The organism is Sphaerisporangium rubeum, assembly GCF_014207705.1.
Lineage (GTDB): Bacteria > Actinomycetota > Actinomycetes > Streptosporangiales > Streptosporangiaceae > Sphaerisporangium > Sphaerisporangium rubeum.
Genome location: NZ_JACHIU010000001.1, coordinates 1,614,847 through 1,635,811 on the forward strand (window position 1 = coordinate 1,614,847; position 20,965 = coordinate 1,635,811).

A 20,965-nucleotide genomic window follows, 5' to 3' on the forward strand; every position below is an offset into this window, starting at 1 on the left:
CCGATCAGGAACGGTCTTCGTCGTCACCGGCATTCAGGGAAATATCGGTATGACCTCACCTGGCGCTACTGCATACGCGCGGATCGTTCTCACCGTTCAGCGGGGCTCGCTCGGCTGTCAGGGCATCACCAGAGCGCTTGGTCCGAGGAGGACCTTGATGTCGCCGGCGAAGGCTCCGCCGGTGACGTCGACCGCGTAGTCGGGGAGGGCTACCAGTTGGATCTTGCGGTTGAGGCGTTCCACGCGGAGGCGGACGGGGGTGTCTCCTGGGTGGGCCTGGAAGATGCGCTTCAGTTCGTGGACGAGTTCCTTGTCGATTCGTTCTTCGCGGAGTGCGATGACGATGGGTTCACGGCCGTCGTCTTGGACGCCGCTGATGTCGAGGAAGGTGATGTCGGTGGCGTTGAAGGAGACGGTGGCGTCTTCGCCGTCGCCGCGGGAGCGGATTCGGCCGGTCACTGAGACGACGAGGTCGGGGGCCAGGTTGCTGCCGTACAGCTGGTAGGTCTGGGGGAAGCAGGGGACCTCGATGGAGGCGTCGTAGTCCTCGATCTTGAGGATGGCCCAGACGTCGCCTTTTTTGGTGACCTTCTTGTCCACGCCGGAGATGATGCCGGCGATGCGGACGTTGCCGAACTCGGTCTGGCGGTCGAGGACCTGGGCTATGGTCAGGTCGCGGTTGCGTTCGATGATGCGTTCGGCGCCGTTGAGTGGGTGGTCGGAGACGTAGAGGCCGAGCATTTCCCGTTCGAAGGAGAGTTTGACTTTTTTGTCCCATTCGCCTTCGGGGATGGGGACCTGGAAGACGCTGCTGTTCGCGTCGTCGTCGTCGAAGGCGCCGAAGAGGGAGTCCTGGCCCAGGGCCTCTTTGCGCTTCACGTCGATGACGGAGTCCACGGCCTGGTCGTGGATCTGGATGAGGCCCTTGCGTGAGTGGCCGAGGCCGTCGAAGGCTCCGGCTTTGATGAGGGACTCTATGGTTCGCTTGTTGCAGACGACCTGCGGGACCTTGCGCAGGAAATCGTTGAAGTCGGTGTAGGCGCCTTTTTGGGTGCGCGCGGAGATGACGCCGTTGATGGCGTTCTCACCGACGTTCTGGACGGCACCGAGGCCGAAGCGGACGTCCTCGCCGACGGCGCTGAAGCGCAGGCCTGACTCGTTGACGTCCGGGGGGAGGACTTTGACCTTCATGCGGCGGCACTCGGCGAGGTACAGCGCCATTCGGTCCTTGTTGGTGCCGACCGAGGTGAGCAGGGCCGCCATGTACTCGGCGGGGTAGTTGGCCTTGAGGTAGGCGGTCCAGTAGGAGACCAGTCCGTAGCCGGCGGTGTGGGACTTGTTGAATCCGTAGGAGCTGAACGGTTCCAGGACGTCCCAGACCGCCTTGGCGGCTTCCTTGGTGTAGCCCTTGTCGATCATGCCGGAGGAGAAGGTGGCCCACTGTTTGTCCATCTCCTCCTTTTTCTTCTTACCCATGGCCCGGCGCAGGATGTCGGCGCCGCCGAGGGTGTAGCCGGCCAGTTGCTGCGCGATCGCCATGACCTGCTCCTGGTAGACCACCAGGTGGTAGGTCGTGCCGAGGATCGGGTCCAGGGCTTCCTTGAGGCTCGGATGGATCGGCGTGATCTCTTGCTGTCCGGCCTTGCGCAGCGCGTAGTTGGTGTGCGCGTTGGCTCCCATGGGGCCGGGACGGCCGAGCGCGAGGACCGACGAGATGTCTTCGAACCGTGCCGGTGCGATCAGCTTGGTGAGGTCGCGCATCATCGAACTGTCGAGCTGGAAGACGCCGAGCGTGTCGCCTCGGGCCAGCAGCTCGTAGGTCTTCTTGTCGTCCAGCGACAGGCTGAGCATGTCGAGGTCGATGCCGCGGTTGTCCTTCACGTTCTGCACGGCGTCACCGATGACGGTGAGGTTGCGCAGACCGAGGAAGTCCATCTTCAACGCACCCATGTTCTCCGAACTGGGGCCGTCGAATCCGGTGATGCGTGCCCCGTCGTCGGGACGCATGAAGATCGGCATGACGTCGATCAGCGGCTGGGACGACAGGATGACACCGGCGGCGTGGACGCCGGTGCCTCTGGTCAGGCCTTCCAGTCCGAGCGCCGTGTCGATGACCCGCTTGACGTCGGCGTCCTCCTGGTACAGGGCACGCAGCTCGGTCGCCTCGGCGTACCGGGGGTGCTTCTCGTCGAAGATGCCGGTGAGCGGGATCTCCTTGCCCATGACGGCAGGCGGGAAGGCCTTGGTGATCTTCTCACCTACGGGGAACGGATAACCGAGCACCCGCGCCGCGTCCTTGACGGCCGCCTTCGACTTGATCGTCATGTAGGTGATGATCAGCGAGACGTTGTCCTCGCCGTACTTCTCGGTGACATAACGGATCATGTCCCCGCGCCGGCGCTCGTCGAAGTCCAGGTCGACGTCCGGCATCGAGATGCGCTCGGGATTGAGGAACCGCTCGAAGAGCAACGAGTGCTCGATGGGGTCCAGCTCGGTGATGCCGGTGACGTACGCCACCATGGAGCCGGTGGCGGAACCTCGGCCCGGGCCGAGCCAGATGTTGTTGTCCCGCGCGTACTGGCAGATGTCGGCGACGACGAGGAAGTAACCCGGGAAGCCCATGCCTTCGATGACGCCGAGCTCGTAGTCGATCCGCTCCATCACATGAGCGGGCACCGGATCGCCGTACCGGTTCACCGCGCCGCGGTAGGCCTCCTTGCGGAGCCAGCTCATCTCGGTCTCCCCGTCGGGGACCGGGAACTTCGCGGCGAGGTCGCGGTGGGAGAACACCTCGTCGTAGGACTCGACCCGCTCGGCGATGACCAGGGTGTTCCGGCACCCGTCGGCCCAGACGTCGGAGCTCGGGTCCAGAGCCCGCATCTCCTCGGCGGACCGCACGTAGTAGCCGTTGCCGGAGAACCGGAACCTGTTGGGGTCGCTCAGCAGGGAGTTGGTGCCGACGCAGAGCAAGGCGTCATGGGCCGTGGCCTGGTCCTCGGTGACGTAATGGGAGTCGTTGGTCACCAGAGGCGGGATGTCGAGGGTCTTCCCGATCCGCAACAGGTCGTCGCGGACCCCGGTCTCGATCGGGATCCCCCCGTGATCCATGATCTCCAGGAAGTAGTTCTCCCGGCCGAAGATCTCCTGGTACTTGGCGGCGTGTTCCAGCGCCTTGTCGAACTGGCCGAGCCGGAGCCGGGTCTGCACGGCCCCGGAAGGACAGCCGGTCGTGGCGACGATGCCTTCGTGGTAGCGGTCGAACAGCTCGTCGTCCATGCGGGGGTACTTCTTCATGTGGCCTTCCAGGGAGGCCAGCGAAGAAATGCGGAAGAGGTTGCGCAACCCCTGAGCGTTGACGGCCCACATGGTCTTGTGCAGATAGGTGCCGCTCGCCGAGACGTCGCCGCCGAGGCCGGTACGTTCGTCGGACTTGCGCTGGTGGGGCTCCCCCCAGAAGACGGGCCGCTTGTAGTGGCGTGACTCCGGGCTGACGTAGCCCTCGATCCCGATGATCGGCTTCACGCCGGCGGCCTTGGTCTTGGACTGGAACTCGTACGCACCGAACAGGTTGCCGTGGTCGCTCATCGCGATCGCCGGCATGCCGAGCTCGGCCGCGCGGGCCGCCAGCTTGCTGATCTTCGCCGCACCGTCCAGCATCGAGTACTCAGTGTGAACATGCAGGTGAACGAACGAATCAGCCACAGGGGATCTCGGCCTTTCCTCGTGGGGTTGGCGGTGACGCAACTCTACCGAGGGACGGGTGGGACTGGTCGAGCATGGGGGAAAACGTGCGATCAGCGCGTCCGTGGCCCGCCTGCCGATCCGGTGAGCCGCCTAGATGGCCCCCTCGTGGCGGAGCAGCCATTCCTTGACGGCGGTGCCGTAGTAGTAGCCGCCGAAGCGGCGGTTGCCGGTGGCGGGGAGGATGCGGTGGCAGGGGACGAACGGGGCGATGAGGTTCTGTGCGCAGGCGGAGCCGGCGGCGCGCGCGGCGGTCCGTGGGAGGCCCGCCTGCTCGGCCAGGTCGGCGTAGGTGATCGTGGTGCCCGCGGGGACGGCGCGCAGCGCGGTGAGGAGGCGCAGGCGGGTGGGGGTGCCGGGTTGCTCCAGCGCTACGGCGTCCAGCGCGAAGAGGTCGCCGTCCAGGTAGTCGCGTACCGCTTGGGTGGGTTTGCCGAGGTCGGCGACCTGGCGCAGGGGGAGAGCCCGCAAGGATTCGGGGAGGCGGGTGTGCATCTCGGCGGGGTCCGCGGTGTAGCCCGCCGCCACGAGGACGTCGTCGTGGGTGAGCAGCGACAGGGGGCCGGTGGGGGTCGGGAGGACCTGCGCGTCGATGGTCATGATGAGCTCCAGGGGTGGGGTTCCGGGGTCAGGAGGCGTGCCAGAGATGGACGGCGGCGTAGGCCCGCCAGGGACGCCAGCGGTCGGGCTCGTGGCCGGGGATGTCCAGTGACTCCATGGCGCGCAGCAGGACGAGGTCCTTGGCGGGCCAGGCGTCGGGGTCGCGCAGCGCGCGCATGGTGACGTAGCCGGTGGTCCAGGGACCGATGCCGGGGACGGTCATGAGCAGGGCCGCGGTGTCGGCGGGGTCGGCGCCGCCGTCCAGGTGGAGGTCGCCGGCGGCGACGAGAGTGGCCAGCGTTCTGAGGGTTTCCACGCGACGGGTGGTCAGGCCGAGCCCGCCGAGGTCGGTCTCCGCGAGCCGGGCCGCGGTCGGGAAGAGCAGGTGGGGGGTGCCGTCGGCGGGGGGACGTACGGCGGTGCCTGCTCTCGCGGCGATGCGGCCGAGCAGGGTGCGGGCTCCGGAGACCGAGATCTGCTGGCCGGCGACGGCGCGGACCGCGAGTTCGAAGCCGTCGAACGCGCCTGGCACACGCAGGCCGGGACGCCGGTCGAGCAGCGGGGCGAGCGCGGTGGGGCCGAGGGCCGCGGCGATGGCGTGCGGGTCGGCGTCCAGGTCGAACAGGTGGCGGCAGCGGGCCACGATCCGCGCGAGCCGCCGGGTGTCGTCCAGGGTGACCGACAGCTTCAGGTGTCCCGCGGCGGGGGTCACCGTGACGACTCCGCCGGGGACGGCGCGCCGGTAGTGGTCCGGGCCGGCGTCCTCGACGCCGGGTACGGCACGCGCCGCGAGGAACGCGAACATCGCCTCGGCGTCGTACGGCCCCCGGTACGCGAGGCGCAGTGTCACCGCTCCGCCGGCGTCCGGCGGCCGTCCGGCGGCGGCCCGCAGGTCGGTGGGGGAGAAGCGGTACGCCTCGCGCATGCTCGCGTTGAACTGGCGGACGCTGCCGAACCCCGCCGCGAACGCCACGTCGGTCACCGGCAGCGCCGTCTCGGTGAGCAGTTGCTTGGCCAGCAGCAGCCGCCGGGTGCGCGCCACCGCGAGCGGCCCGGCGCCGAGGCGCGTGGTGAAGGTCCGCAGCAGGTGGCGCGGCGTGACGTGCAACCGGTCCGCGAGGCCCGTCACGCCGTACTCGTCGGCGACCCCGTCGTCGATGAGCCGCAACGCGCGGCCCACCAGGTCGGAGTGCACGTCCCACCCGGGGTCGCCGGGGCTGAGCTCGGGACGGCAGCGCCGGCACGGCCGGAACCCGGCCGCCTCGGCCGCCGCCGCGTGCCGGTAGAACCGCACGTTCCGCCGGGCCGGTGTGCGCGCGGGACAGATGGGCCGGCAGTAGATCCCGGTCGAGGTGACGGCCGTGTAGAACCGTCCGTCGAATCGTGTGTCGCGTGCGCTGACCGCGCGGTAGCACGAGTCGAAGTCGAGCGTCTGTGGGGTCACGTGTACGACGATAGGCGCTGCTCCCCGCGGACCACCGGCGGAAAACGGACCTCGCCGTGACCGCGGGGAGCGCTGTCAGTCGCGTGTGCCCTCGACCAGCCAGTGGGTGCCGGAGATCTGTACGCCGGCCGGGGTCAGGTGCGGGAGCAGGGCTTCGGCGAGGATGTGGCGCGCGGTTTCCTGAGTGAGGCCGGTGGTCTCCTGGAGGGCTCGTAGCGGGCCGCTGTTGAGGTAGAAGCCGGTGGCGGTGGTGAGGTCGGGGCCGAAGCCGAGTGGAGCCCGCAGGGGTTTGACGCGGACGTCGGTGTAGCCGGCCCTGTGCAGGACGGTGGTGATGTGGACGGGGTCGGCCAGGGAGAACATCGACGAGTCGGGGAGGCCGGGCCGGCCGAGGTGGTGGCACAGGGCCGTCATGGGGGTGGTGTACCAGGGGCTGGCGCTCATGGGGCCGGGGCAGACGAAGACGAGGCGGCCGCCGGAGCGCAGGGCCGTGGCGACGTTGGCGAAGGCGGCCACGGGGTCGGCGAAGAACATGACACCGAAGCGGCTGATCGCCACGGTGAACGAACCGGGGACGAACGGGTGGCACTGGACGTCGGCGCGCAGGAACGTCGCGTTGGCGAGACCCGCGGCGGCGGCCCTCTCCTTGGCGCGGCGGAGCATGACGTCGGACAGGTCGACGCCGTGAGCGCGCCCCTGTGGCGCTCGCGACGCCGCGATGAGAGTGGTCTCACCGGTGCCGCATCCGATGTCGAGGACGTGGTCGTGCGGTCCGACGGCGGCGGCCGCCAGCAGCGCGTCGGTGATCTCACCGGCGTCTCCTCGTTCGCTGTGTTCGGCCCAGTTGTCCCCTTCGGGGCCGTTCCAGGCGTCCGCCTGAACCGTGTTGAGTGTTTCGTCCATGTCGTGCCTTTCAGTTCGTGGCCTGCGCGACGAGCCGCAGGCCGACGGCGGCCAGGCCACCGCCGAGGATCCGCTGGCGCTCGATGCGCCGGAGCATGGTGTGGACCCGCGCGCCGGCCTCGTTGTCGGTGAGCCGGTCGGTGAGGTAACGGTGCAGGTACGGGCCGCGGGTGGCCCGGCGGATCTCGAAGTGGACGCCGATCGCCGCGATCATGGTCTCGCCGGGGTGCAGGGACCGGTGCTGCTTGATCCAGTGCGCGTAGGGGTCCTCGGCGAGAGGACGGCGATCCGGTGGCGCGTTCGTGAAGGCGGAGTCCAGTACGGCCGCCATGTCGTGGAACCACGTCGCGGTGGCGCCGTCGGCGCGTTCCCAGGCGAACTCGTCGACGAGCACCATGCCGCCGGGCCGCAGCAGGGCCCGTGCCCGACCGGCCACCTTGGCGAGCCGGCTCATGTGGTGCAGGGACAGGGAGAACACGACCGCGTCGAACGGGTCGTCGTCGTAGGCGGCGAAGTCGGCCCGTACCGCGTCGACGCCGCGCAGCACGGCCGCCGACACGGCCGTGGTGTCGATGTCCACGGCCGTCACCGTGTGACCGGCCGCGCGGAGCGCGAGCGCGAGGTCGCCGTGTCCGCAGCCCACGTCGAGGACGCGGGACGGTGCGGCCGGCAGCCACCTGGTGAGGAAGGCCATCTGGTCGGCGATGCCGGCGGAGGTGACGTCGGCCGGCGCGTCGTGGAGTGAGGGTCGCATGACATCAAGCCTTGACCGGCGAACCCATGAGGACAAGTGCGGGTTGGTACGGGGACGTATAAGGTCAGTGCATGCTTGACACCTGGTCGCTCCAGGTGCTCGCCGCGGTCGGCGAGCACGGGTCGTTCTCGGCCGCCGCCGAGGCGCTGTCCCTGACCCAGCCGGCCGTGTCCCGGCAGATCGCGGGACTGGAGAGACGGCTCGGTGTGCGCCTGTTCAGCCGGGTGCCGCGCGGGGTGCGCGCCACCCCCGCCGGCGAGGTCGCGGTCGAGATGGCCCTCGACACGCTCGCCGGGTTGCGTGCGCTGGAGGCACGGCTCACGTCGTTCGCCGATCTGCAGTCCGGCGCGCTGCGGCTCGCGGCGTTCCCGAGCGCCAACGCCTTCCTGGTGCCGGAGGCCATCCGCCGGTTCACCGACGCGCACCCCGGCGTGTCCCTCAGCCTGCTGCGCGCGGAGGAGACACCACCGCTGCGTGACGTGCGCGAGGGCCGGCTCGACCTGGAGCTGATCACCCACTGGCACCTGTACGAGGACGGCGAGACCGCCAGGTACGCCTCACCCGGCGAGAGCCCCCGCCGTGTCGCGCTCGACGGTGTCGAGTTGGTCCCGTTGCTCGACGAGGAACTGCGCATCGCTCTTCCCGCCGGTCACCGGCTGGCCCGCGGCCAGCGGGTCAACCTGTCGGACCTCGCGGCCGAGACCTGGATCGACGGCGCGCATCCCGACTGCCTCGGGCCGATGACCCCGCTCGCCGAGGCGCTCGGCGCCGAGCCGCGCGTCGGCCTGTGGTGCGACGACTGGAACGGCAAGCAGGCCCTGGTCGCGGCCCGCGCCGGCGTCATGCTGGTGCCGACCCTCGCGCACACCGCGATGCGCGGCGACGTCGTCGTGCTCCCCGTCACCCCGGCTCTCCCCACCCGCCGCCTCTACGCCGCCACCGCGGCCCCGCCGTTCCGCGCCCCCGCCGTGACGGCCATGCTGGACATTCTCACCGATCTGACGGGCTCGCAGCGCTACCCGAGGAAGGCACGCAGGCAGCAGGAAGCCTGAGTCATCGGTTCACCGGAATGCGGTATACCCGTAGGACATGACCGGTATGAACAACAATCATTATCCTTGGACCCGTATTCTCCTGAATACTTTTCATCCGAGGCCGTGAGTCATGTGATTCCGTATATGACGTGATTTCGGAATGCCGCGTGTGCCGTCTGGCGGGTCGGAGAGCAGCGACTCCGGCCCGCCAGGCATTCCCCCGCACAAGCGGACGGAACGCGCGGGCCGGTACGCCGAGCGGGAGGAGCTATTTGGTGGAGATGCCGACGCCGAGGTCGAACTCGCGGTAGACGCGGGCCCAGAAGCCGTCGCGCAGCCACACGCGCGCCTCGGGGTAGGGACGCAGGGAGTGACCGAGTTCCTTCTCGGCCTCGATGAGGAGCTCGGTGTCGATCACCGTCGGCAGGAGCGGGCCGGGGAGGAGGTCGCGGATGTTGTCGCGGCCGCGGGTGAGGATCCACTTCTGCGCGACGTGCTCGCCGACCTCCTCGACCCGGGGACGGCTCGGGCCGAGCTTGGTGACCTGGCCGGTCTGTTTCATGACGGGCTTGGCGGTGACCTGCGTGCGGCCGGCGAACACCTGTGCGGGAGACGGCGCGGGAGGGACGGCGGGGACGACCTGCGCGGCACGGCTGAAGTACGGACGCAGGACGTCCGCGCCGAGCTCCTCGACGGTGTCGGACTCCCACACGAGACGCTCGGCCTGGTTCGTCCCGTACGGCGGCTCGACCCCCCACAGGTGGATGCGGACGCCGTAGGCCTGCGCGGCCTCCACGGCCGGGACCATGTCCTCGTCCCCGGCGATGAGGACGGTGTCGCTGACCGCGTGGTGGCGGGCCAGGGCCTCCAGGTCGCTGCGGATCTGCGCGTCCACGCCTTTCTGCTGGCCGCGCGCGTTGAGGTTGCCGAGGCGGACCTTGACCCAGGGGAGCTGCGCGATGACACGCTGGTCGACCGTCGGGACGCGGTCACGGGCCGCGTCGTACCAGTAGATGCGCAGCAACTCGCCGGGGATGCGCTCCATGGCGTGCTTCTTGAGCGCCTGGATCAGCTCGTCGGCCGCCACGCGGTATTCCTTGCGCTCCCTGGCGCTGAGGAGGACCTCACCCGCCGCCGCGTACAGGTAGCCGACGTCCACCAGGATGGCGTATTTGGCGGCCACAGGATGCGGTGTGAGGTCCGGGATTGCCATGCGTTCCTCCAGGGCCTCGGCGTTAGACGATGATCGGCTGACTATATTCCCCCATTTCTAGATAGTCCCAACTCTCAGGGCGGTTGACACCCAACTTCTGAAGATCTAATGGGGTCGCGAGCTCGCACGCCACGCTCCTGGTCCGTGCGGCAGCCCGGTTCTCATCTGGTGTGCGGGGCTTCGCCACATAGCTGGCTTTCGCGGGGTTCGCTCGGGTGCCGCGTCCCTTGTCGTGAGAGCGATCACGAGCGCGGCGAGTTCCTCGGGGGTGGCGTCGCCGCGCACGACCCTGAGATACGGCTGCTCCATGGCGCTCCTCCTACAGCGGGATGTTGCCGTGCTTCTTGGGAGGCAGCCCGGCGCGCTTGTTGCGCAGCGCGCGCAGGGCCCGGACGACCTGCACCCGGGTGTCGGCGGGCCTGATCACCGCGTCCACGTAGCCGCGCTCGGCCGCGAGATACGGGTTGGCCAGCGTGTCCTCGTACTGCGTGATCATCGCCTTGCGCTCGGTCTCGGGGTCCTCGGCGGCGGCCAGCTCACGCCGGTACAGGATGTTGACCGCTCCCTGGGCCCCCATGACGGCGATCTGCGCGGTCGGCCACGCCAGGTTGACGTCGGCGCCGAGGTGCTTGGACCCCATGACGTCGTACGCGCCGCCGTACGCCTTGCGCGTGATCACGGTGACCAGCGGCACGGTGGCCTCGGCGTAGGCGTACAGCAGCTTGGCGCCGCGCCTGATGATGCCGTTCCACTCCTGGTCGGTGCCGGGGAGGAAACCCGGCACGTCCACGAAGGTCAGCACCGGGATGTTGAACGCGTCGCAGGTGCGGACGAACCGCGCGGCCTTCTCCGACGCCGCGATGTCCAGCGTGCCGGCGAAGCTCATGGGCTGGTTGGCGACCACCCCCACCGAGTGACCTTCGACCCGGCCGAACCCGACGACGATGTTGGGGGCGAACCCGGCGTGGACCTCCAGGAACTCGCCGTCGTCCAGGACATGTCCGATGACCTGGTGCATGTCGTACGGCTGGTTGGCCGAGTCGGGGATCAGCGTGTCCAGCTCGCGGTCGGCGTCGGTGACGGTGAGCTCGGCCTCGGTGTCGAACACCGGCGCCTCGTCCATGTTGTTGGACGGCAGGTACGACAGCAGCGCCTTGGCGAACTCCAGGCAGTCGGCCTCGTCCGCCGCCTCGTAGTGCGCGACGCCGGAGCGCGAGTTGTGGGTGTGCGCGCCGCCGAGCTCCTCGAACGTGACCTCCTCACCGGTGACCGTCTTGATGACGTCGGGCCCGGTGATGAACATGTGGGACTTCTCCCGGACCATCAGCACGAAGTCGGTCAGCGCGGGGGAGTACACCGCGCCGCCGGCGCACGGCCCCATGATCAGGGAGATCTGCGGGATGACGCCGGAGGCGTGCACGTTGCGCTTGAAGATCTCGGCGTACAGGCCGAGCGCGACCACACCCTCCTGGATGCGCGCGCCGCCGGAGTCGTTGATGCCGACCACGGGACAGCCGGTCTTGAGCGCGTGGTCCATCACCTTGACGATCTTCTCGCCGAAGACCTCGCCGAGCGAGCCGCCGAACACCGTGAAGTCCTGCGCGAACACCGCCACCGGCCGGCCGTCGACCGTGCCGTGGCCGGTGACCACGCCGTCGCCGTACGGCCGGTCACGCTCCATGCCGAACGCGGTGGCGCGGTGCCGCGCCAGCTCGTCGAACTCGACGAACGACCCCTCGTCCAGGAAGGCGACCAGCCGCTCCCTGGCGGTCATCTTGCCCTTGGCGTGCTGCTTCTCCACCGCGCGCGACGACCCGGCGTGCGTCGCCTCGTACTGCCGACGCTCCAGATCGGCGATCTTGCCAGCGGTCGTGTGCACGTCGACGCTCTCAGGCGGCGACACCGGCTCAGCGCTCATGTGCGTAGGTTATCCGTCACCGATCCGGCGCGGTGAGCCGACTCGGCACGTGGTGACGGCGATTAGAGTGACGGTCATGACCGACATGGGGGACAGGCCGACCCTGTCCGAGGCGGTGCGCACGTACGGTCTGGTCAAGCGGTTCGGCGGTCAGGTGGCGGTCGCCGGCGCCGATCTCGTGGTCCCCAAGGGAAGCTTCGCCGGGCTCGTCGGCCCGAACGGCGCGGGGAAGACCACCACACTCGGCATGATCACCGGCCTGCTGCGTCCCGACGCCGGGGTCGCGACGGTCGGCGGCGCGGACGTGTGGCGCGACCCGGTGCTCGTGAAGTCCCGCGTCGGCGTGCTGCCCGAGGGCCTGCGGCTGTTCGAGCGGCTGTCCGGCCGTGAGCTGCTGATGTACAACGGCCGGCTGCGCGGCATACCCACCGGCGAGGTGGCGAGGCGCGCCGAGGAACTGCTCAAGGTCATGGACCTCGCGGGGTCGGCGGACAAGCTGGTCGTCGACTACTCCACCGGCATGCGCAAGAAGATCGGTCTCGCCGCCGCGCTGCTGCACAACCCCGAGGTGCTGTTCCTGGACGAGCCGTTCGAAGGCGTCGACCCGGTGAGCGCCGACACCTTGATCGAGGTGCTGCGCCGCTACACCGCGTCCGGCTCCACGATCGTCTTCTCCAGTCACGTCATGGAGCTCGTCGAGCGATTGTGCGACTGGGTGTCGGTGATGAGCCGCGGCCAGATCGTCGCGCAGGGCCCGACGGCGCAGGTGCGTGGCGGGCTCACCCTGAACGAGGCGTTCCTGCGGCTGGTCGGCGCCAGGTCGGGTCACGGCGCGAGCGAGGAGGGATTGTCGTGGCTCGGCTCTTCGCCGGCCTGAAACTGCGGCTGATCGCCGGCAACCTGCGCGGCGGCGACACGGTGCGCATCGCGGGCTTCGTCTTCACCTTGCTGGCCGCGTTCGTGGTGGGGACCGGCGGTCTCGCCGCGCTGAGCATGCTGCGGCTCGCGCCGGCCGACGTCGCCGCAGGCGCCGGCGTGCTGGTGTTCACCCTGCTCACCTTGACCTGGGTGCTCGCGCCGCTGATGGCGTTCGGCGTGGACGACACGCTCGACCCGTCCAGGCTCGCGTTGTTCCCCCTGACGGCCCGCCAGATGGCCGCCGGCATGTTCACCGCCGCGGTCGTCGGCCCGTGGCCGGTCGCCACGCTGCTCCTGCTCACCGGCGCGGTGATCGGCGTCTCGCGCGGCCCCGGCGGGCTGCTGGTCGGCGTGGTGGCCGCCTTGCTGCAGTTCGCGTTGTGCGTGGTGGCGTCCCGCGCGGTCACGACGGCCCTGTCCCGGCTGCTGCGCACCCGCCGTGGCCGCGACCTGCTGGCGGTCGGCGTGCTCGTCCTCGTCCTGCTCCCGCAGATCCCCAACCTGCTGATCGGCCGCGGCGTCGGAGACGCGCCGAGCGTGATCCTGGAACGACTGGCGGGGACGCTGCGCTGGACCCCCCCAGGCATGGCGGCGCACGCCATGGCCGACGGCGGTCTCGCGGCGCTGGCGGACCTCGCGGCGGTGGCGCTGGTGGTGGCCGCGCTCGGCGCGGTGTGGATCGCGACGCTGCGGCGCATCATGGTCACCGCGGACGCGTCCACGCAGGTCGGCTCGGTGCGCCGCAGCCGCCTGGACGCGCTGCTCCCCGCCGGCATGATCGGCGCGGTGGCGGCCAAGGAGCTCAAGTACCTGCGCCGTGAGCCGCGCGGCCGTCTCGGCTGGATGGCGGCCCTCACGGTGCCGGTGATCCTGATGTTCTCCCTGACCAGCGGCCCCACGCCGCTCACCGGTGTCACGGCGGCCCTGTTCCCCGCGGCCACGGCGGCCTTGATGATCGGCCTGCAGGTGGCCAACACGTTCGGTCTGGACGGCCGCGCTCTGTGGATGAACGCGCTGGTGCACTCCAGCGAGCACGACCTGCGCACCGACCTCGCCGGCCGGCACCTCGCCGTCTCCTTGGCCGCCGTGCCGGTGCTGCTCGTCATGTCCGTGGCCGGGGCCCTGATCGCGGGGGACATCGTCTGGGCCGTGCCGGCGCTGCTCGGTTCCGCCGGTCTGCTGGCGGTGGCGCTCGGCGTGGGGTCGGTGATCAGCGTCACGCTGCCGTACACCTACCCCGAGCGGCTCAACGCGTTCACCAGTGCCGCACCCGGCCAGGGTGGAGTGGCGTTCGCCGGGTCGTTCGGCGCGCTGCTCGCCACCGGTGTGGTCGCACTGCCGATCGCGCTCCCCATGTTCCTCGGCGTCGCCTGGGTCACGGTGCTCGCCGTGCCGTACGGCCTGCTGGTGGCGGCGGGAGGCCGCAGGGTCGCCGCGATGATCGGCTTCCCGCGCCTTCCCGAACTGATGGCCGCGGTGTCCCGTCCCACCTGAGCACCCCCGTTCCCCGCGTGGACATTTCCCGTTCAAAGTGGTCTAGTCCAATGGATGAGACCGGTGTCCGGCGAAAGGGGACCAGTGGATAGCCTTCGGGGTATGGCCGCCACCGCTCCGCGTCGACAAGAGCGTTCCGCCGTAGAACGTCACAGCGCCGTCTCCGAGATGCCCGACGAGCTACGCGCCGATGTGCGCCTGCTCGGCGAGCTGCTCGGCCGTGTGATCGCCGAGGACGGCGGTCCCGATCTGCTCGCCGACGTCGAGCGGCTGCGCAAGGCCGTGATCGCCGCGCGCCGCCACGAGAGATCGGTCGACGAGGTGGCCGAGATGGTCGCCGGCTGGCCGATCGACCGCGCCGTGCAGATCGCTCGCGCGTTCACCTGCTACTTCCACCTGGTGAACCTCGCCGAGGAGCACTTCCGCATCCGCACCCTGCGCGCCAGGGACACCGGTGAGGCGCCGCTGCCGGAGTCGCTGGACGCCGCGGTGTCGGAGCTGAAGAACGAGCTCGGCACCGAGGAGCTGTCCCGGCTGATCGACGGGCTGGAGTTCCGGCCCGTCCTCACCGCGCACCCCACCGAGGCGCGCCGCCGCGCCGTGGTCACCGCGATCCAGCGGGTCAGCGCGCAGCTCGCCGAGTACAACTCCCCCGAACGCGGCGCGCACGAGCGCAAGGAGGCGCACCGGCGGCTCCTCGAGGAGATCGACCTGCTGTGGCGCACCGCGCAGCTGCGCCACACCAAGCTCGACCCGCTCGACGAGGTCCGCACCGCGATGGCGGCGTTCGACGAGACCCTGTTCCGCACCGTGCCACGCATCTACCGTTCGCTGGACGCCGCGCTCGCCGACGGCAGCGGCACCCGCGCGCCGCTCGCGCGCGCGTACATCCGGTACGGAAGCTGGATCGGCGGCGACCGCGACGGCAACCCCAACGTCACCTCACGTGTCACCCGTGAGGCCGTGCTGATCCACGCCGAGCACGTGCTGACCGCGCTCGAGAACGCCGCGACCCGCATCGGCCGCACCCTCACCACGTCCGCGTCCTACGGCGGTCCGAGCCCCGAGCTGCTCGACCTGCTCGCCGCGGCGGCCGACGACCACCCCGAGCTCGTGTCCGAGCTCGGCAAGCGTTCCCCCCGCGAGCCGCACCGGCAGTGGCTGCTGTTCGTCGCCGCGCGGGTCGCCGCCACCCGGCGGCGCGACCTCGACCTCGCCTACCGCTCTCCCGGCGACATGCTGCGCGACCTGCGGGCCTGCCAGTCGTCGCTGCTCGCGAGCGGCGCGACGCGGCAGGCGTACGGCGAGCTGCAGCACCTGATCTGGCAGGTCGAGACGTTCGGCTTCCACCTGGCCGAGCTCGAGGTGCGCCAGCACTCGCAGGTGCACGCGCAGGCGCTCGCCGAGATCGCCTCGGGGGAGCGCTCGGAGCGCACCGAGGAGGTCCTGGCGACGCTGCGCATGATCGCCTGGATCCAGGAGCGCTTCGGCGTGCGCGCCTGCTCGCGGTACGTCGTGTCGTTCACCCGCTCGGCCGCCGACATCGCCGCGGTGTACGACCTCGCCGGCCACGCGCTCGGCTCACGGGCCCCCGTGCTGGACGTCGTGCCGCTGTTCGAGTCAGGCGCGGACCTCGCCAACTCCGCCTCCGTGCTGTCCGGCATGCTGGAGATCCCGGCCGTGCGGCGCAGGCTGGAGGACAACGGCCGCCGCATGGAGGTCATGCTCGGCTACTCCGACTCCGCCAAGGAGCTCGGCCCGGCCGCCGCCACGCTCAAGCTGTACGACGCGCAGGCCGAGCTGGCCGCCTGGGCCGCCGAACACGACGTGCGGCTCACCTTGTTCCACGGCCGCGGCGGCGCGCTCGGCCGCGGCGGCGGCCCCGCCAACCGCGCCGTGCTCGCGCAGGCCCCCGGGTCGGTGGCCGGCCGGTTCAAGGTCACCGAGCAGGGTGAGGTCATCTTCGCCAGGTACGGCCACCCCGCCATCGCGCTGCGGCACATCGAGCAGGTCACCAACGCCGTGCTGCTCGCCTCCATCCCGTCGGTGGAGACCCGCAACGGCGACGCCGCCGCGCGCTACCGCGCCGTCGCCGAGCAGGTCGCCGCCGCGTCCGAGCAGGCATACCGATCGCTCACCGAGGCCCCCGGCTTCCCCGAGTGGTTCGCCCTGGTCAGCCCTCTTGAGGAGATCGGCTCGCTGCGCCTCGGCTCGCGGCCCGCGCGCCGCGGCCTCGGCGCGCCGCGCTCGCTGGACGATCTGCGCGCCATCCCGTGGGTGTTCGCCTGGGCCCAGACCCGCGTCAACCTCCCCGGCTGGTACGGTCTCGGCAGCGGCCTGCTCGCCGCCAGCGGCGCCGTGGACGGCACCCCCGGCCCCGGCCTCGACGAGCTGCGGCAGGCGTACAAGGAGTGGCCGCTGTTCGCCGCCATGCTGGACAACGCCGAGATGTCGCTGGCCAAGACCGACCGCGCCATCGCCGCACGCTACCTGGCGCTCGGCGGCAGGCAGGACTTCGCCGGCCAGGTGCTCGCCGAGTACGACCGCACCCGCGAGCTGGTCCTCGCCGTGACCGGCCACTCACGCCTGCTGCAGAACCGCCGCGTCCTGTCCCGCGCCGTGCAGCTGCGTGACCCGTACGTCGACGCGTTGTCCCACTTGCAACTGCGCGCGCTGTCCGCGCTGCGCGCCGACGGCGACCTCGCCGACGACGAGCGCGAACGCCTGGAGACCCTGCTGCTGCTCAGCGTCAACGGCGTCGCCGCCGGCCTGCAGAACACCGGCTGAACTCACCCGGTGCTCACCCGGTGGCGACGCGGGACGGGCCGGCGTAGATGTTGAAGCGGTGGTCGCGCAGGAAGCCGACGAGGGTCATGCCGAAGTCGCGGGCCAGGTCGACGGCCAGGGACGACGGAGCGGAGACGCCGCAGACCATGGGGACGCCGGCCGCGAGGGCCTTCTGCATGATCTCGTAGCTGGTCCGGCCGCTGACCACCATGATGTGGTCGGCGAGCGGCAGGCGGCCGTTCAGCAGGGCCCAGCCGGTGAGCTTGTCCACGGCGTTGTGACGGCCGACGTCCTCGCGGACGGCCACCGGATCGCCGTCCCAGGTGAACAGGCCGGCGGCGTGCAGGCCGCCGGTCTTGCCGAAGATCCCCTGGGCCTCGCGCAGCCGTCCCGGCAGCTCGTGGAGCAGCGCGGCGGGGACCGGCGGCGGGCCGGCGGCGACGGGGGTCAGCGTGCCGAGGCGGGAACGCAGCGCGTCCAGGCTGGCGGTGCCGCAGACGCCGCAGGCGCTCGAGGTGAGGAAGTGGCGGTGCAGCGCGGGCTGGTCGGGAGGCACCTCGCCGCGCAGCCGCACGGTGACCGTGTTGTACCTGGCCTCCGGCGGCAGGTCCTCGTCGGTGCAGTACGCGATGGAGGCGATGTCCTGCGGCCCGGCGAGGCCCTCGCCGGACAGGAAACCGGCGGCCAGCTCGAAGTCGGCGCCGGGGGTGCGCATCGTCACCGCCAAGGTGCGGGTCACCCCGCCGGCCGTGATCCGCAGCTCCAGCGGCTCCTCGGTGGCGAGGTCGTCCCGCCGGTCGCGGACCGCGTCACCGGCCACCACCCGCACGCGTACGCGGGTGGTCGGCCCCGGCCGCCGCGCCACCACGTCCCGTGCCCGCGCCACGGCGGGCCCGTCCTCGGCCACCGTGCGCGCGTCACCGGAGTGGCTCACGGCGCCGTCCGCCTCAAGGTGACCACGGCGTTGTAGTCGGGGATGCGCGCCGCGGGGGAGCGGCGGGTGACGTCCAGCAGCACGTTGCCTTCGGGCCAGTGGATCTGCAGGTTGCCGGGGGTGAGCGGCGCGCGCAGCACGCGGCCGGTGAAACGGCCCGCCGCACCGGACAGCTCCACCTCGGTGCCGTCGGCCAGGCCGAGGCGGTCGGCGTCGTACGGGCTGATCAGCACGGCGTCGCGGGTGGCTCCGTTGAAGCCGTCCCTGCGTTCGTGGATCATGCTGTTGAACTGCTTGCCGCGCCGCGTGGCCACCATGAAGGACCCGTCGGGCCGCTGGAGCGCCGGCGGGTCGACCACGGTGAAGCGGCCGAGGCCGTCCGGCGTGGGGAACCGGCCCTCCGCGCACAGGTGCCGTCCGCCGTACTGGACGTTGTCGCCGAACTCCTTCAGCGCGGCGATGCCCTGGTAGAACGGCACCGCCTCCTCGATCTCGCGGCGGATCTGCGCCGTGCCACCCGGGTAGCGGATCAGGTCGGCCAGCTCGGGCCTGGTGCGCGCCGCCAGCTCGGTGAAGATCTTCCACTCCGGCCACGCCTCGCCGACGCGCGGCCCCGGCACCTCCGGGGAGAAGATGACCCGCCGCTCGGTGGAGGTCTCGGTCACCCCTCCCTCCATCTCGTACCGCGTCTGCGCGGGAAGCAGCAGCACGTCGCCGTCGCAGTCGGCGAGCATCTGGCTGGACGGCACGATGTCGATGTGGACGCGCATCTTCAGCCGGCTCAGCGCCTCGCGGCAGTAGCGCGGGTCCGGCAGCACCTCGAGGAAGTTGCCACCCGAGGAGATCAGCACGTCCAGCTCACCGGCGTGCGCCGCGTCGATCATGTCGGTCGCGGTGAGCCCCGGCTGGTCCGGCACCTCGAACCCCCACGCCTCGGAGAACCGCGACGCGTTGGCCGGCGTGATCGGCAGGCCGCCTGGCAGCCCCGTCGCGTACGCACCCATCTCGGCGCCACCCTGCACACCGCTGTGCCCCCGGATCGGCATCAGCCCGCAGTTGTCCCGGCCCACGAACCCCCTGGCGAGCGCCAGGTTGACGATGGCGCGCACGTTGCGCTCGCCGTACGTGTGCTGCGTGATCCCCATCGACCACACCAGCACGGCCGAGCGTGCCGCGCCGAGCATCTCGGCTAGTTCCGCCATCTGCTCGCGCGTGGCGCCGCTGAGCGCCTCCAGTTCCTCCCAGCTCTGCTCGGCGACCGACGCGCGCACGTCCTCGAACCCGGCGGTGTGCTCGTCGATGAACTTCTTGTCCACGAGGTCGCGCTCGACGAGGTGTTTGAGCACGCCGTTGAGGAAGCCGATGTCGCCGCCGATGTTCACCGGGAAGAAATGATCGGTGATCTTGGTGCCGAACAGCGCGGACTCGGCGTTGGACGGCACCCAGTAGCGGTCCATGCCGGGCTCGCGGTAGGCGTTCAGCATGACGATCCGGGTGCCGGACTTCTTGGCGTGGTAGAGGTACTTCATCGCGACCGGCTGGTTGTTCGACGGGTTGGACCCGATGAACACGATGAGGTCCGACCCGATCCAGTCGGTGTACGAGCACGTCGTGGCCGCCGCGCCGATGGTCTGCTTCAGCGCCACCGTCGAGGGGGAGTGGCAGATGCGTGCCGCGTTGTCCACCGAGTTGGTGCCGAGCGCGCGCACGGCCTTCTGCGCGGCGAAATAGTTCTCGTTCGGCACACCCCTGCTGGTCAGGTACGTGCCGAGCCGCGCGCCGCGCAGCCGCTCGGCCGCCAGGTCGAGCGCCTCGTCCCAGCCGATCCGCGTGAAGCCGGGCTCGCCGCGGCGGCGCAGCATGGGGTACGGCAGGCGGCCGAGGTCGCGCAGCTGCGCACTGCTCAGGCGGGCCGCCGCGGCCGCGTCGGCGAGGACGGCCGGGTCCATCGCCGGCATGGTGTTGAGCTTGAGCAGGCGCAGGCGGATGTTGCACAGATGGATCTCGTCCATCGTCCAGTCGCGCATGCCGCGCGTGCCGAGCGCGCAGCCGTCGCAGGTCCCCTTGGTGAGAATGCGCCAGGCGTACCGCCTGTTGCCCTTGACCGATCGGAACGCCTTCCACAACTCCAGGTAGTTGTTGGGTTTGCGCTCCCCGATGCCGAAGGGCTTCCAGCTCGCCCAGTTGCGTGGGTCCAGACGCTTGCTCACCTGATGTTCACCTGCTCCTGACCTTCGCCCGCGGGTGCTCCGGGGCATACCCATAGATAGCATCACCCCTCACGCGGTCCCGAAGCGAGAGGCCCCCATACGACGGTCTCGCGGGCCGCCGACGGCGTACGGACGGGCCGCGCGCCGGAGAGGAGGCAGCCGCGTGACCGACTCGCCGTACACCGACCTGGAACGGCCACCTCTGTCGCAGGCCGCGCTCCGCCGTGCTCTCGTCCGGCCGGGGGGCCTGTGGACGTCGATCACCGTGGTGGAGCGCACCGGCTCCACCAACGCCGACCTCGCGGCGCAGGCGAGGGAAGGCGCACGCGAAGGGGCCGTGCTGGTCGCCGAGCACCAGGTCGCCGGCCGCGGCAGGCTCGGCCGCACCTGGACGGCGCCGCCGCGTTCCGGCCTCACCTTCTCGATGCTGCTGCGGCCCCCGGTGCCGGCCGCACGGCAGGGCTGGGTCACGCTGCTCGTCGCGCTGGCCGCCGCGTCGGCCGTCCGGCGTGTCTCGGAGGTCGACGCGCGCCTGAAGTGGCCGAACGACCTGCTGGCCGGGGAGAGAAAGCTCGCCGGGGTGCTCGCCGAACGCGCCGACGACGCCGTGGTCGTCGGCATGGGGCTGAACGTCTCCCTGCGGGCCGGTGAGCTGCCGGTGCCGGCCGCGACCTCGCTGACCCTGGAGCAGGCCGGGAACGCCGACCGCGACCCGCTGCTGCGCGCCGTGCTGCGTGAGGTGGAGTCCCACTACCGCGAGTGGGTGGCCGCCGGGGGGGACGCCGACGCGAGCGGGCTGCGCGCGGCCTATCTCGCGGGCTGCGCCACGGTCGGTAGGCAGGTCCGGGTGGAGCTGCCGGGGGAGCGGATCCTGCGGGGTACGGCGACCGGGGTGGACGTCGCGGGACACCTGGTCGTGCGCACCGAGGACGGAGCCGAGGAGACGCTCAGCGCCGGCGACGTCGTACACGTGCGTCCCGGTGAGTGAGCGTGCGACGATTTGCCGCATGGTCCT

Annotated in this window: 15 protein-coding genes; 5 read left to right on the plus strand and 10 right to left on the minus strand. The window is 70.7% G+C overall.

Annotated elements, in window-relative coordinates; genetic code table 11:
• Nucleotides 1–117: 117 nt before the first annotated feature.
• The 5 genes from dnaE to BJ992_RS07010 form a co-directional block, all read right to left on the minus strand.
• A complete protein-coding gene (gene dnaE / locus BJ992_RS06990; protein WP_184979109.1) occupies nt 118–3,702 on the minus strand; it encodes a DNA polymerase III subunit alpha in 3,585 nt (1,194 codons plus the stop codon).
• Between the two features lie 132 nt (nt 3,703–3,834).
• Entirely contained in the window at nt 3,835–4,341 is a 507-nt protein-coding gene (locus BJ992_RS06995; protein ID WP_184979110.1) for a methylated-DNA--[protein]-cysteine S-methyltransferase, read from the minus strand.
• A 28-nt stretch (nt 4,342–4,369) separates the two neighbouring features.
• Complete coding sequence (locus BJ992_RS32625) at nt 4,370–5,785, minus strand: AlkA N-terminal domain-containing protein (protein WP_184979111.1); 1,416 nt, start codon at nt 5,783–5,785, stop codon at nt 4,370–4,372.
• A gap of 75 nt (nt 5,786–5,860) precedes the next feature.
• The gene (locus BJ992_RS07005; RefSeq protein WP_184979112.1) at nt 5,861–6,688 is read right to left on the minus strand and encodes a class I SAM-dependent methyltransferase; all 828 of its coding nucleotides are present in this window, start codon (nt 6,686–6,688) and stop codon (nt 5,861–5,863) included.
• A 10-nt stretch (nt 6,689–6,698) separates the two neighbouring features.
• Nucleotides 6,699–7,442, minus strand: coding sequence for a class I SAM-dependent methyltransferase (locus BJ992_RS07010; RefSeq protein WP_184979113.1), 744 nt, complete (start codon nt 7,440–7,442; stop codon nt 6,699–6,701).
• 71 nt (nt 7,443–7,513) lie between these two features.
• Between BJ992_RS07010 and BJ992_RS07015 the strand changes: the two genes are divergently transcribed.
• On the plus strand, nt 7,514–8,494 hold the full coding sequence (locus BJ992_RS07015; protein ID WP_184979114.1) for a LysR family transcriptional regulator: 981 nt from the start codon (nt 7,514–7,516) through the stop codon (nt 8,492–8,494).
• A 250-nt stretch (nt 8,495–8,744) separates the two neighbouring features.
• On the opposite strand, the gene BJ992_RS07020 is transcribed toward BJ992_RS07015, so the two are convergent.
• The 3 genes from BJ992_RS07020 to BJ992_RS07030 form a co-directional block, all read right to left on the minus strand.
• Nucleotides 8,745–9,689, minus strand: a complete 945-nt coding sequence (locus tag BJ992_RS07020) for an NYN domain-containing protein (RefSeq protein WP_184979115.1) — start codon at nt 9,687–9,689, stop codon at nt 8,745–8,747.
• A gap of 105 nt (nt 9,690–9,794) precedes the next feature.
• Nucleotides 9,795–9,998 carry an acyl-CoA carboxylase subunit epsilon gene (locus tag BJ992_RS07025; RefSeq protein ID WP_184979116.1) on the minus strand — a complete coding sequence of 68 codons (204 nt, stop codon included), beginning with the start codon at nt 9,996–9,998 and terminating at the stop codon, nt 9,795–9,797.
• Between the two features lie 10 nt (nt 9,999–10,008).
• On the minus strand, nt 10,009–11,607 hold the full coding sequence (locus BJ992_RS07030; RefSeq protein WP_184979117.1) for an acyl-CoA carboxylase subunit beta: 1,599 nt from the start codon (nt 11,605–11,607) through the stop codon (nt 10,009–10,011).
• Between the two features lie 76 nt (nt 11,608–11,683).
• Here BJ992_RS07030 and BJ992_RS07035 point away from each other — a divergent pair, with 76 nt between their 5' ends.
• From BJ992_RS07035 to BJ992_RS07045, 3 genes are all read left to right on the plus strand, one after another.
• Nucleotides 11,684–12,484 carry an ABC transporter ATP-binding protein gene (locus BJ992_RS07035; RefSeq protein WP_184979118.1) on the plus strand — a complete coding sequence of 267 codons (801 nt, stop codon included), beginning with the start codon at nt 11,684–11,686 and terminating at the stop codon, nt 12,482–12,484.
• Nucleotides 12,460–14,019 carry a hypothetical protein gene (locus tag BJ992_RS07040; protein ID WP_343072523.1) on the plus strand — a complete coding sequence of 520 codons (1,560 nt, stop codon included), beginning with the start codon at nt 12,460–12,462 and terminating at the stop codon, nt 14,017–14,019. The genes BJ992_RS07035 and BJ992_RS07040 overlap by 25 nt, the downstream gene beginning before the upstream one ends.
• Nucleotides 14,020–14,187: 168 nt before the next feature.
• Nucleotides 14,188–16,806, plus strand: a complete 2,619-nt coding sequence (locus tag BJ992_RS07045) for a phosphoenolpyruvate carboxylase (protein ID WP_246496548.1) — start codon at nt 14,188–14,190, stop codon at nt 16,804–16,806.
• 13 nt (nt 16,807–16,819) lie between these two features.
• On the opposite strand, the gene fdhD is transcribed toward BJ992_RS07045, so the two are convergent.
• Together fdhD and BJ992_RS07055 are read right to left on the minus strand one after the other, a co-directional pair.
• A complete protein-coding gene (gene fdhD / locus BJ992_RS07050) occupies nt 16,820–17,740 on the minus strand; it encodes a formate dehydrogenase accessory sulfurtransferase FdhD (protein WP_343072524.1) in 921 nt (306 codons plus the stop codon).
• A complete protein-coding gene (locus tag BJ992_RS07055) occupies nt 17,737–19,950 on the minus strand; it encodes an FdhF/YdeP family oxidoreductase (RefSeq protein WP_343072525.1) in 2,214 nt (737 codons plus the stop codon). The genes fdhD and BJ992_RS07055 overlap by 4 nt, the downstream gene beginning before the upstream one ends.
• 163 nt (nt 19,951–20,113) lie before the next feature.
• Between BJ992_RS07055 and BJ992_RS07060 the strand changes: the two genes are divergently transcribed.
• Entirely contained in the window at nt 20,114–20,938 is an 825-nt protein-coding gene (locus BJ992_RS07060) for a biotin--[acetyl-CoA-carboxylase] ligase (RefSeq protein WP_184979120.1), read from the plus strand.
• The last annotated feature ends 27 nt before the right edge of the window (nt 20,939–20,965 follow it).